The following is a 13,931-nucleotide window of genomic DNA, read 5'->3' as shown; positions in this document are numbered from 1 at the left end:
GACGGCTCGCACGAGTCGTTTTCAACCACCTGATGACCGATCAAGCAGCACCCGCGACCGGACTCGCGGCCGCTGCTTGACATAGGAGAAACGCATGTTCATCTACGAGTTCGAGGGCAAGCGGCCGCAGATCCACCCGGACGCGTTCGTGGCCCCGACCGCGACGCTGATCGGCGACGTGGTCGTCGAGGCGGGCGCGAGCATCTGGTACGGCGCGGTCCTGCGGGGTGACGACTGCTCGATCGTGGTCCGCGAGGGCGCGAACATCCAGGACAACGCGGTGCTCCACGCCGGCCCGGGCGAGACCCTCGAGATCGGTGCGTTCGCCACGATCGCGCACGCCGTCGTGGCCCACGGGAAGTCGGTCGGCGAGCGGGCGCTGATCGCCAACGGCACCGTGCTGCTCGACGGCGTCGTCATCGGCGCCGGCTCGCTCGTCGCGGCCGGTTCGGTCGTCACGCCGGGCACCGAGATCGCCGAGGGCATGCTCGTGTCGGGCACGCCGGCCAAGCCGGTCAAGGAGCTCGCCGGCACCGGTGCGGCGCTCTGGGTGGAGCTGAACCCGCAGTACTACCCCGGGCTGGCGCAGCGGCACAAGGCCGGCATCAAGCCCCTCACCGAGGAGCCCACCAGCTGAGTCGCCCGCCGGTCACCGCGCGGCGCTCGGCGCGCAGCCGCTCGACGAGCTCGTCGGTCACCGGCGCCAGCGGTACGCCGGCCGCGCGCGCCAGCAGCACGTCGGCGAGGTCGGGGTTGCGGACCAGCGCCGGCCCGTGCAGGTAGGTGCCGATCACGTTGTCCTGCACAGCCCCCTCGGTCGCGCCGTCGCCGTTGCCCATGCCGCGCACGAGGGTGCCGAGCGGGGTCGCGTCCGCGCCCAGCCGCGCGTCGCCGCGGTGGTTCTCGAAGCCCTGCAGCTCGCCGGCCACCTCGGACCGCACGAGGACCTCCCCGACCGCGCGACGGCCCGGCAGGGATCGCGACTCGACGTCGAGGTGGCCCAGTCCGTCGACGAGCACCCCGTCGGGGCTGCTGAACCGACGACCCAGCAGCTGGAAGCCCGCGCAGACGCCCAGCACGACCGCGCCCCGGTCGATCGCGTGCGGCAGCCCGCTCTGCGCGCGCAGCAGCTCGAGGGTCGGGACCATCGCGGCGTCCTCGCCGCCTCCCAGGAGGTAGATGTCGGCACCCTCCGGCACGGCCTCACCCGCCGCGACCTCGACGACCTCGCAGCTCCACCCGCGCAGCCGCGCACGGTGGCCGAGCGCGAGCGCGTTGCCGCGGTCGGCGTACAGGCCGAGCAGCTCGGGGTAGATGAGGACGACGGAGAGGTCAGGCAACGTCGAGCTCCCGTCGGACGTGCTGGAAGGCGTCGTACGTCGCCACCACGTCGACCGCTCCCGGCGGCAGCGATCCGACCGCGGCGCGGGCGGAGGCGTACGCCGCCCCGGCCTCGATGCCGTCGAGGTGGAGCCGGACCGCGAGGTCGGTGCCCCGCGGGCCGGCGACGGCGACGGACCGCTGCCGCAGCGGGTCGAACGCGACGTCGTACAACCAGGAGGTGTCGCGCCCGTCGACACCCTCGGCGCTGAAGACCAGGGCGACGGACGCACCCGGCCGGAGCATGCCCAGGGTGGCCTGCCACCCCGCCGGGTTCTTGGCGAGCAGCAGCCGCAGGGACCGGTCGCCCACCCGGACCTCCTGGTAGCGGCCGGCGACCTCGTGCACCTGCTCGGTGATCGCGGCGAGCGCGACGCGGGGGTCGACCCGGTCGCGGGTGGCGGCGATCGCCATCGCCGCGTTGGCGAGGTTCGCAGGCCCCGGCAGCGTGGTGTAGCCGCCGACGTCCTCGCCGTCGACGCGGATGTGGCCGGAGGACGCCACCGTCGTGGCGACGGGCCGGTGGAAGCCGCAGCCGCACCACCACGCCGCGGCGCGGTCGTGCAGCAGCGCCCGGCAGACCGGGCACAGCACCGAGTCCGACGACCACTCGGCCGCGGTCGCCACGTGCTCGACGCGACCGGCCGTCTGCGCGGCCCACACCACCGCGGGGTCGTCGGCAACGGCGACGACCAGCGGCACCCCGCTGACCGCGTCCCGCCAGGCAGCAGCGAGCGGCAGGATCTCCGGCTTGCGGTGCAGCTGGTCGCGAGTGAGGTCGAGCAGCAACACCGTGGCCGGCCGCAGCTCGCGGGCGGCCCACGGCAACCAGGCCTCGTCGACCTCGAGCACCACCTCGTCCGTCGCGGCGCGGGCGACCGCCCAGGCCAGCCCGTTCGGGGTGTTCGCCCCGTCGCGGTTGGACGTCACGGGCGCCGCCGCCCCCAGCGCGGCGGCGACCATGGCGGTGGTCGTGGACTTCCCGTTCGTCCCGGAGACGAGGGTGATCCGGTGCCGGCGGGCCTTCGCGGCCACCCGCCGGGGCGCCAGGCGCAGCAGCACCGCGCCTCCGATCACGTTGCCCCCGCGGTGCAGCACGCGGCGGGACAGCCAGGCGACGAGGCGCGCCAGGAGGAGCGCTCCTCCGATTCGGGGGTACCGGTCAGCCATGCTCCGAGAGGACCAGCCCGATCCTGCCGACAACCTGACCGCCTGCGTGGTCAGGTTGTCGGCAGGTCGGCGACGGGACGGTGGGCGGATGACCTCACGCCGACGACCGCTGCTGCTCCTCGTCATCGGGGTCCTCCTCACCGCCACCGGCTGCCGCACCGGCAACCCGCCGCAGGACGTCGTGCTCGGGGCGGCCACGCCGAGCACAGCGGCGCGGAGCGTGCCGCGGCCCGCTGTACCGGCGCCGTACCGGAACCCGCTGCCGGGGATGCCGGTACCCCTTCCGGGCGGTGTGTACGCCGCGGACCGGCCCGGGGAGCTGAGCAGGAGCGTCCGCCACGACCGGCCCCTCCTCTACGTGCCGGACAGCGAGGCGTCCGGGCACACCACGGTGATCTCCCAGCGCACGCACCGGATCGTGCGGGTGCTGCCGACCGGGTCGCTGGACCAGCACGTGACGCCTTCGTGGGACCTGCGCACCCTGTACGTCGAGGCCAGCGCGTCGGACCACCTCGCCCGGATCGACCCGCGCACCGGCCGGATGCGGCACGCGGTGCACACCGACCGGCCGTACAACCTCTACTTCACCCCGAACGGCCGGCAGGCGATCGTCATGGACGAGCAGCACGACCGGATCGTGTTCACCACGCCGCACTCCTTCCACCGGCAGCAGGTGGTGCACGACCGCACCTGCCGCGGCCCGAACCACGCCGACTTCTCCGCGAACGGGCGCTACTTCGTCGTCAGCTGTGAGTTCTCCGGTGAGCTGCTGAAGGTGTCGACGGCCCGGCACCGCGTCATCGGCCACCTGCGCCTGCCCGGGATGTCGATGCCGCAGGACGTCCGGCTCGCGCCCGACGGACGCAGCTTCTTCGTGGCCGACATGGGTCGCGACCTGCTGCTGAGGATCCCGTGGGACCGCTTCCACGTCGCGCACCGGTACCCGACGCTCGCCATGCCGCACGGCATCTACTTCACCCGCGACCAGCGACGCCTGCTGCTGACCGACCGCCGGGCCGGCGCGGTCCAGGTCTTCAGCCTCGCGCGGGGTCGGTTCACGGCCACCTGGCGGATCCCCGGCGGCGGGTCACCCGACATGGGCGGGCTGTCGGCCGACGGCCGGGTGCTCTGGGTCTCGGGTCGGTACGACGGGGTCGTCTACGGCTTCGACACCCGCACCGGTCACCTGGTCGCGCGGATCCGGGTGCCGGGCGGCAGCCCGCACGGGCTGCTGGTCTGGCCGCAGCCGGGGCGCTACTCCCTCGGCCACACCGGGATCATGCGATGAGGCGGGTCGCCCTCGCCGCCGGGCTGCTGCTGCTGACCGGGTGCGGGGCCCCCGCTGCGGGCCCCACCGCGGGCACGACGCCGGCTCCCGGGTCCCCCACGACGGCTCCGCCGCCGCCGGCGGCACCCACCCGCCTCGTCGTCCGCGTGCTGCCGCAACGGCTGCCGGGCCCGATCGCACGCGAGGCCGTCGTCAGCACGCCGGCCGGCACGATCGTCGCCGGCGGACTGCTCGACGGCGATGCATCGAGTGCGTCGACGTACCTGATGACGGCGGGCGGGACCGTCCACCGGATGCCGTCGCTGCCGGTTCCCGTCCACGACACCGCGGGCGCCCTGCTGGCCGGCCGGCCGCTCGTGATCGGTGGCGGCAACGCGTCCGAGCAGGACGTCGTGCAGGAGTGGGACGGGCACCGGTGGAGCGTCGTCGGCCACCTGCCCCAGGCCCGCTCGGACCTCGTCGCGGCCACGGTCGGCGGTCGCGTGCTCGTGCTCGGCGGGTACGACGGGACGCGGCCCGCCGAGCCCGACATCCTCGCCTCGACGGACGGCCGGCGCTGGCGCGCGATCGGCCGGCTCCCCGTGCCGGTGCGCTACCCCGCGAGCGCTGTCGTGGACGGGTCGGTGTGGCTGTTCGGCGGCGAGCGCAGCGGCGCGGAGCAGCGCGCGATCCAGCGGGTGGACCCGCGCACCGGCGCCGCGCGCGTGGTGGGCGAGCTCCCGGTGGGTCTCGGGCACGCGGTCGCCGTACCGCTCGGGGGGCGGGTGCTCATCCTCGGCGGCCGGACCGGGCCGGACACGCTGAGCACGCGGCTGTGGTGGTTCGATCCGCGCAGCGACAAGGTCACGCGCGCCGGGCGGCTGCACCGGCCGCTGGCCGACGCCGCGGTCGCCACGGTCGGGTCGCGACAGGTCGTCGTCGGCGGCGAGTCACCGGCCGACACCGATCACCAGCTCGAGGTCACGCTCCGCTGAGCATGTCCTTGACGAGCGGGACCACCCGCTCGCCGTACAGCTCGATGGAGCGCAGCAGGTCGGCATGCTGGACCCGGCCCTGGTCGTACTTGAGGTCGAAGCGGTCGACCTCCAGCACGCCCAGCGTCGCGGCGATCTTCTTCGCGACGGTCTCGGGGGAGCCGACGTACAGCGCGCCTCCCTCGATCTCACGCTCGAAGTCGCCAGGCCCCGGCGGCGGCCAGCCGCGCTCGCGGCCCATCCGGGTGCGCATCGCGAGCCAGCCGTCGTGGACGATCGCGCGTGCCTCCTCGTCGGTCTCCGCGACGAGACCCGGCGAGTGGACCGCGATGGGCTGCCGCGGGACGCCGAACTGGTCCTGCGCACGATGGAAGAGGTCGATGTACGGCGCGAACCGGTCGGCCGGGCCGCCGATGATCGCGAGGAACAGGCCGAAGCCGTACCGGGCCGTGCGGACGACGGACTCCGGCGACCCACCCACGCCGACCCAGGTGCGCAGGCCGCCCTGCGTGCGCGGGAACACCTCCTGGTTGGTGAGCGCCGCCCGGGTCGTGCCCTCCCACGTGACGGGCTCCTCCTTCAGCAGCGCCGCGAGCAGCTCGAGCCGCTCCTCGAAGAGCACCTCGTAGTCGGCGAGGTCGAAGCCGAACAGCGGGAACGACTCGGTGAACGAGCCACGCCCGGCGACGATCTCGGCCCGCCCGCCCGACACGGCGTCCAGCGTCGCGAACCGCTCGAAGACCCGCACCGGGTCGTCGGAGCTGAGCACCGTGACCGCCGAGCCGAGCCGGATCCGCTCGGTGCGGGCCGCGATCGCGGCCAGCACCATCTCCGGGCTCGACACCGCGAAGTCGGCGCGGTGGTGCTCGCCGACGCCGAAGAAGTCCAGGCCGACCCGGTCGGCCAGCACCGCCTCCTCGACGATGTCGCGGATCACCTGCGCGTGCGGGACCGGGTTGCCGTCGGCGTCGTACGTCACGCCACCGAAGGTGTCCAGGCCGAACTCGATCTCAGTCACGCGTCCCCAACACAGCCTCCGCCCGCCTGATTCCCGCTACTTGGTGCGGCCCGGCCTCAGGACGACGAAGCCGAGGGCCAGGCCCAGCCCGGCGAGCCCGCCGCCGATGTTGGCCCAGTAGGAGCTGGTGTCGCCCGACGCACCGACCCAGCCCATGCCCGCCGCCCACAGGAACGCGCCGACGCCGATCAGCGCGAGCGCTGCGACGATCCCGACGACGCGTCCGATGCTCACGCTCCGATCCTAGAGATCGACGAGCGGCGCGAGCGCGGCGCGGTGGGCACCCGCCGTGCCGAGCGCGATCTGGTCGGCCTTCGCCTTCTTCAGGTACAGGTGAGCGGGGTGCTCCCACGTCATCCCGATGCCACCGTGCAGCTGCACCGCCTCCTCCGCCGCGTGCACCGCGATGTCGGAGCAGTACGCCGCCGCAACCCGCGCCGACACCTCCAGGTCCTCGCCCTCGGCGAGGGCGGCGGCCGCGTAGCGGGCCGTGGCGGAGGCGGACTCGACCTCGGCGTACAGGTCGGCGAGGCGGTGCTTGAGCGCCTGGAACCCGCCAACCACGCGGCCGAACTGCTTGCGGATCTTCAGGTAGGCCACCGTCTCCTCCAGGCACCAGCGCGCCACCCCCGACTGCTCGGAGGCCAGCAGGGCAGCGCCGGTCAGCAGCGCGGACCGCACCGCGCCGGTGGCGTCCTCGGCGAGCACCTGCGTCGGCGTACCGGAGAAGGTGACGTCGGCGAGCTGGCGCGCCATGTCCAGCGAGCTCACGGCCGTGACGTCCGCCTCGGAGCGCTCGACGAGCAGCAGCGCGCCGCCGGCGACCACGAGCAGGACGTCGGCCTCGAGCACACCGGCGACCGAGCGCACCGTGCCGGTCACGGCGCCGTCGGTGACGGTCAGCTCGGGTAGCGAACCGTCCGGCCCGGTCGACAGCGGTACGACGAGGGCGGCGGTCCGCTCCCCGGATGCGACCGCGGCGAGGGTCGACCGCGCGAGGTCACCCTCCAGCGCGAGCAGCGCCGTGGTGGCGACGACCGCGCTGGTCAGGAACGGCACCGGCGCGCACGCGCGACCGAGCTCGTCGAGCACTGCGGCGGCCTCGCGAGCGGACGCGCCCACGCCGCCGAGGTCCTCGGGCACCAGCAGACCGGCGAGGCCGAGGTCGACCGCGAGCGCCTTCCACAACGGCGCGACGACCGAGCGGTCGCCGTCGTAGATCGCCGCGACCGCACTCGGCGGGCACTGGTCGGCGAGCAGGTCGCGGACCGTGCCGCGCAGGTCGGTCTCGACGTCGGTGGCCAGCAGGGCCAGGTCGGCGGCGGCAGGCACAGAGGTGCTCACTTGGCGAGCTCCTTCCAGGGACGGTCCTTGTCGGTGCGGTGCTCGGCCGGAAGACCCAGCACGCGCTCGGACACGATGTTGCGGATGATCTCGGACGTGCCGCCCTCGATCGAGTTGCCCTTGGCCCGCAGGTAGCGGTAGCCCGCGTCACGGCCGGTGAACTCGACGCGGCCGGGCCGGACCATCTCCCAGCCCTGCTCGTCCTCGTAGCGCAGGCCGTCCTCGCCGAGGATCTCGACCTCGAGGCCGGACAGCTGCTGCGCGGTCTTCGCGAAGAGCAGCTTCATCATCGAGCCCTCCGGGCCGGGCTGACCCGAGGCGAGCTTCTGCGCGAGCTGCCGGCCGGTGATCCGGGCGGCCTCGGCATCGACCCACAGCCGCACGAGGCGGTCCTGCAGCTCGGCGGTGTGCCGCTCGGGGTGCTCGCGCCAGGTCTGCGCGACCCGGCCGATCATCCCGGTCTCCCGGGCGCTGGCGCCGCTGCCGATCGCGACCCGCTCGTTGTTGAGCGTCGCGTTCGCGACCTTCCACCCCTCGCCGACCGCGCCGAGGCGCTGGCTGTCCGGGATGCGTACGTCGGACAGGAAGACCTCGTTGAACTCGGCCTCGCCGGTGATCTGCCGCAGCGGGCGTACGTCGACCCCGGGGTCGGTCATCGGGCACAGGAAGTAGGTCAGGCCGGCGTGCTTGACCGCGTCCGGGTCGGTGCGCGCCACCAGGATCGCGAACGAGGCGTTGTGCGCACCCGAGGTCCACACCTTCTGCCCGTTCACGACCCACTCGTCACCGTCGCGGACCGCGCGGGTCGAGACATTCGCCAGATCCGAGCCCGCGCCGGGCTCGGAGAACAGCTGGCACCAGATCTCCTCACCGGTCCACAACGGCCGCAGGAAGCGCTGCTTCTGCTCCTCGGTCCCGAACGCCAGGATGGTCGGCGCCGCCATGCCCAGGCCGATGCCGTTGACCTCGGGCCGGTTGCTCGGCGCACCCGCGGCCGCGAAGGCCGCGTCGACGCCGGGCTGCAGGGCGCGCGGCAGGCCCTGGCCGCCGTACCCCTCGGGATAGGCGACCCACGCCAGGCCCGCGTCGAAGCGCGCACGCAGGAACTCCAGCGGCTCCGTCGTCGCCGGGTCGTGGGAGGCGAGGAACTCCTCGACCTGCTGCTGCAGCGCCGCGGCCGCGTCGGTCATGCGCGCGCCTCCCGGGTCGCGGCCTGCCGCGCCAGCTCGCTCTTGGCCAGCGCGTTCTTGTGGACCTCGTCCGGACCGTCGGCGAAGCGCAGGGTGCGGATGCCGGCGATCATGTTGGCGAGCGGGAAGTCCTGAGAGAGGCCGCCGGCGCCGTGGGTCTGGATCGCCTTGTCGAGGATCCACTCGACCGCCGCCGGGGTGGCGATCTTGATCATCTGGATCTCGGTGTGCGCGGCCTTGTTGCCCTGCGTGTCCATCAGCCACGCGGCCTTGAGGCACAGCAGCCGCAGCTGCTCGATCTTGACCCGCGACTCCGCGATCCAGTCGCGGATGACGCCCTGCTCGGCGAGCGGCCTGCCGAAGGCGACGCGGCTCTCGGCGCGCGCGCACATCAGCTCGACCGCGCGCTCGGCGAGGCCGAGGGAGCGCATGCAGTGGTGGATCCGGCCGGGGCCGAGGCGCATCTGCGCGATCGCGAAGCCGTCGCCCTCGCCCATCAGCAGGTTCCCGACCGGGACGCGTACGTCGGTGAAGCGCAGCTCCGCGTGACCGCCGTGCTCGTGGTCGTCGTACCCGAGCACGTGCATGGCGCGCACGACCTCGAGGCCGGGGGTGTCCCGCTCGACCAGGATCATCGACTGCTGGCGGTGCCGCGCGGCCGTAGGGTCGGTCTTGCCCATGACCACGAAGATCTTGGCGTTCGGGTTCATCGCGCCGGTGATCCACCACTTGCGGCCGTTGAGGACGTACTCGTCGCCGTCGCGCACGATGCTCAGCTCGATGTTGGTCGCGTCGGACGACGCCACGTCGGGCTCGGTCATCGCGAAGGCCGAGCGGATCTCGGCGTTGAGCAGCGGCTCGAGCCACTTCTTCTTCTGCTCCTCGTTGCCGGCGACCGCGAGGACCTCCATGTTGCCGGTGTCCGGTGCGGCGCAGTTCATGGCCGCCGGAGCGAGGTGAATGCTGCGGCCGGAGATCTCGGCGAGGGTCGCGTACTGGACGTTGGTCAGACCGCCGCCCTCCTCACCGGGGAGGAAGAGGTTCCACAGGCCGCGGCTGCGGGCCTCCGCACGCAGCTCGGCGAGCACGGGCACGGAGTCCCAGGCCCAGCGGTTCTCGAGCTGCTCGATCTGCTCGTGGAACACCGCCTCGGCCGGGTAGACGTGCTGCTCCATGAAGTCGAGCATGCTGGCGCGCAGCTCCTCGGTGCGGGCGTCGTACGCGAAATCCATCAGTGGTTCTCCTTCATAGCGGTGAGCCCGGCGTCGAGCAGGGGGTGGATGGCGTCGCCGATCCGGTCGAAGCCGGGGCCGACGGTCTGGCCGTGCAGGAAGCGGTAGTGGATGCCCTCGAGGATCGCGGCCAGCTTGTACGCCGCGAGCCCGAGGTAGAAGCCGAATCCGGACAGGTCGCGGTCGCTGCCGTGCGAGTAGCGCGCGACGACCTCGTCCTCGGTGAGGTAGCCGGGGGCGACGGACACGTTGCTGACCGCGTCGCCGCCGACCTGGCCGAGGCGCCCGTAGAGCAGCATCAGGGCGAGGTCGGTGAGCGGGTCGCCGAGCGTGGCCATCTCCCAGTCGAGGACGGCCGTCACCTGGTCGGTGTCGTCGACCAGCACGTTGTCGAGCCGGAAGTCGCCGTGCACGATGCCGGTCGCGGACTCCTGGGGCACGTTCGCCGCGAGCAGCGAGTACAGCTCGTCCGCGGCCGGGAGGTCACGGCAGTACGACGCGTCGAGCTGCTTCTTCCACCTGCTGACCTGACGGCCGAGGAAGCCCTCGGGTCGGCCGAAGTCGGAGAGACCGACCTCGGCGGGGTCGACCGCGTGCAGCGCCGCGAGGGTGTCGACGAGCCGCTCGGAGATCACGCGGGTCCGCTCCGGTCCGAGCGGGAGCAGCTCCTCGGCCAGCCGGTACGGCGTACCGGCGCAGCGCTGCATCACGTAGAACTCGGCCCCGAGCACCTCGGTGTCGGCGCACATCGCGTCGGTGCGCGGGACCGGGACGGCGGTCTCCTGCAGCGCCGACATCACCCGGTACTCGCGGGCCATGTCGTGGGCCGTTGCCAGCACGTGGCCCAGCGGCGGGCGGCGGACGATCCACTCCCGGCTGCCGTCGGTGACGGCATAGGTCAGGTTGGACTTGCCGCCCGCGATCAGGGTGGCCTCGAGCTCCCCGCCCGCGCCCGGCACGTGCTCGGCGAACCAGGCGCCGAGCCGGCCGAGGTCCAGCCCCGGAGGAGCGTCCGCCGGCATCAGGGCACCACGACCGCGAGCATCTCGACCACGCAGGCCGGCTTGTCGCCGCCCTCGCGCTCGATGGTCACGCGGGTGGCGAGCTGGTAGCCGAGCGCGATCGGGGTGATCCCGAGCAGCTCCACGCCGGCCCGCAGCCGCGAGTCCACCGGCACCGGCGCGGGGAAGCGCAGCTTGTTCGCGCCGTAGTTGACCCCGGCGCTGACGCCCTTCACCTCGTAGACCTGCTCGCACAGCATCGGCAGCAGGCTGAGGGTCAGGAAGCCGTGCGCGATCGTGGCGCCGAACGGCCCCGCGGCGGCGCGCTCCGGGTCGACGTGGATCCACTGGTGGTCCCCGGTCGCGTCGGCGAACGCGTCGATCTGGGCCTGGTCGACGGTGTGCCAGTCGGAGTAGCCGAGGTGGGTGCCGGCGGCGCCCTGCAGCTCCTCGATGCCGTTGAAAGTCTTCATGGTGCCTCCGGGTTCAGAAGTGGGACGGGCCGCCGGCGACGGCCAGGACCTGGCCGTTGACGTAGCCGGACCGCTCATCGACGAAGAACGACACCGCCTGGGCGATGTCGTCGGGGGTGCCGGGTCGGCCCACGGCGATGGTCTTGGTGCCGGCTGCCAGGAAGTCGTCGTACGACATCCCGATCCGCTCGGCGGTGGCCGACAGCATGGGGGTGTCGATGAAGCCCGGTGCGATGGCGTTCGCGGTGATGCCGAACCTGCCCAGCTCGATCGCGAGCGTGCGCGTGAAGCTCTCCAGCCCACCCTTGGCGGCGGCGTAGTTGACCTGGCCGCGGTTGCCGAGCGCCGAGGTGCTCGACATGGTCACGACCCGGCCGTGACCGGCCTTGGTCATGTGGCCCTGCACCGCGCGGGTCATCAGGAAGGAGCCGCGCAGGTGCACGCCCATGACCTGCTCCCAGTCGTCGATGCTCATCTTGAAGATGAGGTTGTCGCGGGTGATGCCGGCGTTGTTGACCAGGACGGTCGGCTCGCCGAGCTCGGCGGCGACGCGCTCGACACCGGCCGCCACGGCCGCCTCGTCGGACACGTCGACGCCGACGGCCACGGCGCGGCCGCCGTCGGCCTCGATCTGCTTGACCACGTCGGCACAGGCCGACTCGTCGAGGTCGAGGACGGCCACGGCCAGGCCGTCGGCCGCCAGGCGCCGCGCCACGGCCGCGCCGATGCCGCGCGCGGCCCCGGTGACGATGGCGGTGCGGGTGTTGGTCATGCGGTTGCTCCTCTGGGGGTGGAGGGACGCCGGGTCACTCGCCGGCGGTGAGGCTGACGCCGCCGTCGACGAGGACCGTCTGGCCGGTCATCCAGGCCGCGTCGTCGGAGAGCAGGAAGGCGACCACGCTGCCGATGTCCTCGGGCTCGCCGAGGCGCTTGAGCGGGTAGGCGCGGCTCGACTCCTCCTCGCGGCCCTCGTACAGGGCCTTGGCGAACCTCGTCTTCACCACGGCCGGCGCGACGCCGTTGACCCGGACGTCAGGGCCGAGCTCGACGGCGAGCAGCTCGGTCAGCGAGTTGAGCATCGCCTTGGACGCGCCGTAGAAGCCGATCATCGGGGCGGTGCGGACGCTGGAGAGCGAGGAGACGTTGACGATCGCGCCACCGTGCTGCTTCATCCAGGCGCGGTAGGCCTGCTGCACCCACGACACCGCGGCGATGCAATTGACCTCGACGATCTTGCGCGCCGCGTCCAGGTCGAGGTCGACCAGCGGCCCGTACACCGGGTTGATGCCGGTGTTGTTGACCAGCAGGTCGAGGCTGCCGAAGGTCTCGATCGCGGTGCGGATCGTCTCGGCCTGGTGCTCGACGTCGTCGGCCTTGCCCGCGACGGCCACCGCGACCTCGGGACCCCCGAGGTGCGCGACGGCCTCGTCGAGGGCCTCCTTGGTGCGGGCCGTGATCACGACGCGGGCACCCTCGGCGACCAACCGCTCGGCGATGCCGAGGCCGATCCCCCGGCTGGCGCCGGTGACGACCGCGGTCTTGCCCTCGAAGCGCCGCATCAGGACAGCCGCTCGATGACCATCGCCATGCCCTGGCCACCGCCGACGCACATCGACTCCACGCCGAACTGCTTGTCGTGCCACTGCAGGGAGTTGATGAGCGTCGAGGTGATCCGCGCACCCGTCATGCCGAACGGGTGACCGATCGCGATCGCGCCGCCGTTGACGTTGAGCTTCTCGACCGGGATGCCGAGCTGCTGGGCCGAGCCCAGCGACTGCACCGCGAACGCCTCGTTGATCTCGTACAGGTCGATGTCGCCGATGCCCATGCCGGCGTTCTTCAGCGCGGCCGGGATGGCCTCGACCGGGCCGAGGCCCATGATCTCCGGCGACAGACCGGTGACCGCGGTGGACACGATCCGCGCGAGCGGGGTCAGGCCGAGCGCCTTGGCCTTCTCGTCGCTCATGATGACCAGCGCCGCCGCACCGTCGTTGAGCGGGCACGCGTTGCCCGCGGTGATCGTGCCGTCGGGGCGGAAGACCGGCTTGAGCTGGCTGACCGCCTCGTACGTCGTACCCGGGCGCGGGCCGTCGTCCTTGGACACGACCGTGCCGTCGGGCAGCGTCACCGGGACGATCTCGCGCTCCCAGAAGCCCTCCTCGATGCGCTGGCACGCGAGGTTCTGCGACCGCACGCCGAACTCGTCCTGCTCCTGGCGCGACATGCCCAGCACCTGCGCGACGTTCTCGGCCGTCTGACCCATCGCGATGTAGAGGTCGGGCAGCTCGCCGGACTCGCGCGGGTCCTGCCACTTGTCCGCGCCGCCCTCGGCGCGCTTGGCGGTGATGGCCTGCGCGTCAGCGAAGAGCGGGTTCTGGCCCTCGGGGTTGTCGGCGAAGCCGTTGCCGAACCGGCTCACGGTCTCGACGCCCGCGGAGATGTAGGCGTCGCCCTCGCCGGCCTTGATCGCGTGGAAGGCCATCCGCGTGGTCTGCAGGCTGGAGGAGCAGTAGCGGTTGACCGTGACGCCGGGGAGGCGGTCCATGCCCGAGAGGACCGCGACGGCGCGGCCCAGGTTGTTGCCGGACTCGCCGGCCGGCTGGCCGACGCCGAGGATCAGGTCGGTGATGTCGGCGGGGTCCAGCTCGGGGACCTTCGCGAGCGCGGCCTGCACCATCTGCACGGCGAGGTCGTCGGGCCGCATGTCCTTGAGCGAGCCCTTCATGGCCCGACCGATCGGGGAGCGGGCGGTGGAGACGATGACTGCTTCGGGCATTTCCAGGGCTCCTCAGGAAAGTGACTAAGCGCTTGCTTAGCGTTACTCTCGTCCATGCTACGGCCGTCGTCAAGGAGGGAGGTCG

General features: G+C 72.8%; 15 protein-coding genes. 3 read left to right on the top strand and 12 right to left on the bottom strand.

Annotated features, from left to right (window positions below; all coding sequences use genetic code 11):
• Positions 1-94: 94 nt before the first annotated feature.
• The gene (locus ACYVAQ_RS21120) at positions 95-637 is read left to right on the top strand and encodes a gamma carbonic anhydrase family protein (protein ID WP_460792519.1); all 543 of its coding nucleotides are present in this window, start codon (positions 95-97) and stop codon (positions 635-637) included.
• Here ACYVAQ_RS21120 and ACYVAQ_RS21115 read toward each other — a convergent pair.
• Together ACYVAQ_RS21115 and ACYVAQ_RS21110 are read right to left on the bottom strand one after the other, a co-directional pair.
• The gene (locus ACYVAQ_RS21115; RefSeq protein ID WP_460792518.1) at positions 615-1,340 is read right to left on the bottom strand and encodes a type 1 glutamine amidotransferase; all 726 of its coding nucleotides are present in this window, start codon (positions 1,338-1,340) and stop codon (positions 615-617) included. The genes ACYVAQ_RS21120 and ACYVAQ_RS21115 overlap by 23 nt on opposite strands.
• The gene (locus tag ACYVAQ_RS21110) at positions 1,333-2,550 is read right to left on the bottom strand and encodes a MurT ligase domain-containing protein (protein WP_460792517.1); all 1,218 of its coding nucleotides are present in this window, start codon (positions 2,548-2,550) and stop codon (positions 1,333-1,335) included. The genes ACYVAQ_RS21115 and ACYVAQ_RS21110 overlap by 8 nt, the downstream gene beginning before the upstream one ends.
• An 88-nt stretch (positions 2,551-2,638) precedes the next feature.
• Here ACYVAQ_RS21110 and ACYVAQ_RS21105 point away from each other — a divergent pair, with 88 nt between their 5' ends.
• Both ACYVAQ_RS21105 and ACYVAQ_RS21100 read left to right on the top strand, forming a co-directional pair.
• The gene (locus ACYVAQ_RS21105) at positions 2,639-3,838 is read left to right on the top strand and encodes a YncE family protein (protein ID WP_460792516.1); all 1,200 of its coding nucleotides are present in this window, start codon (positions 2,639-2,641) and stop codon (positions 3,836-3,838) included.
• Complete coding sequence (locus tag ACYVAQ_RS21100) at positions 3,835-4,812, top strand: Kelch repeat-containing protein (RefSeq protein WP_460792515.1); 978 nt, start codon at positions 3,835-3,837, stop codon at positions 4,810-4,812. Before ACYVAQ_RS21105 ends, ACYVAQ_RS21100 begins: the two co-directional genes overlap by 4 nt.
• Here ACYVAQ_RS21100 and ACYVAQ_RS21095 read toward each other — a convergent pair.
• The 10 genes from ACYVAQ_RS21095 to ACYVAQ_RS21050 are packed head-to-tail and all read right to left on the bottom strand — an operon-like array spanning position 4,799 to position 13,846.
• Positions 4,799-5,830, bottom strand: a complete 1,032-nt coding sequence (locus ACYVAQ_RS21095) for an LLM class flavin-dependent oxidoreductase (RefSeq protein WP_460792514.1) — start codon at positions 5,828-5,830, stop codon at positions 4,799-4,801. The genes ACYVAQ_RS21100 and ACYVAQ_RS21095 overlap by 14 nt on opposite strands.
• A 36-nt stretch (positions 5,831-5,866) precedes the next feature.
• On the bottom strand, positions 5,867-6,064 hold the full coding sequence (locus ACYVAQ_RS21090) for a hypothetical protein (RefSeq protein ID WP_460792513.1): 198 nt from the start codon (positions 6,062-6,064) through the stop codon (positions 5,867-5,869).
• A 9-nt stretch (positions 6,065-6,073) separates the two neighbouring features.
• Positions 6,074-7,174, bottom strand: coding sequence for an acyl-CoA dehydrogenase family protein (locus ACYVAQ_RS21085; RefSeq protein ID WP_460792512.1), 1,101 nt, complete (start codon positions 7,172-7,174; stop codon positions 6,074-6,076).
• Complete coding sequence (locus tag ACYVAQ_RS21080; RefSeq protein ID WP_460792511.1) at positions 7,171-8,364, bottom strand: acyl-CoA dehydrogenase family protein; 1,194 nt, start codon at positions 8,362-8,364, stop codon at positions 7,171-7,173. The genes ACYVAQ_RS21085 and ACYVAQ_RS21080 overlap by 4 nt, the downstream gene beginning before the upstream one ends.
• On the bottom strand, positions 8,361-9,596 hold the full coding sequence (locus ACYVAQ_RS21075; protein WP_460792510.1) for an acyl-CoA dehydrogenase family protein: 1,236 nt from the start codon (positions 9,594-9,596) through the stop codon (positions 8,361-8,363). The genes ACYVAQ_RS21080 and ACYVAQ_RS21075 overlap by 4 nt, the downstream gene beginning before the upstream one ends.
• Positions 9,596-10,618: a phosphotransferase family protein gene (locus tag ACYVAQ_RS21070; RefSeq protein ID WP_460792509.1), complete on the bottom strand. Its 1,023-nt coding sequence runs from the start codon at positions 10,616-10,618 to the stop codon at positions 9,596-9,598. The genes ACYVAQ_RS21075 and ACYVAQ_RS21070 overlap by 1 nt, the downstream gene beginning before the upstream one ends.
• Positions 10,618-11,070, bottom strand: coding sequence for a MaoC family dehydratase (locus ACYVAQ_RS21065; protein ID WP_460792507.1), 453 nt, complete (start codon positions 11,068-11,070; stop codon positions 10,618-10,620). Before ACYVAQ_RS21065 ends, ACYVAQ_RS21070 begins: the two co-directional genes overlap by 1 nt.
• 13 nt (positions 11,071-11,083) lie before the next feature.
• Positions 11,084-11,842 (bottom strand): SDR family oxidoreductase, encoded by a 759-nt coding sequence (locus ACYVAQ_RS21060; RefSeq protein ID WP_460792506.1) that lies wholly within the window; start codon positions 11,840-11,842, stop codon positions 11,084-11,086.
• 34 nt (positions 11,843-11,876) lie between these two features.
• On the bottom strand, positions 11,877-12,629 hold the full coding sequence (locus tag ACYVAQ_RS21055) for an SDR family oxidoreductase (protein ID WP_460792505.1): 753 nt from the start codon (positions 12,627-12,629) through the stop codon (positions 11,877-11,879).
• Positions 12,629-13,846 (bottom strand): acetyl-CoA C-acetyltransferase, encoded by a 1,218-nt coding sequence (locus ACYVAQ_RS21050; protein ID WP_460792504.1) that lies wholly within the window; start codon positions 13,844-13,846, stop codon positions 12,629-12,631. The genes ACYVAQ_RS21055 and ACYVAQ_RS21050 overlap by 1 nt, the downstream gene beginning before the upstream one ends.
• Positions 13,847-13,931 lie beyond the last annotated feature (85 nt).

The organism is Nocardioides maradonensis (genome assembly GCF_054777115.1).
This window is presented reverse-complemented; position numbering and strand designations above follow the sequence as displayed.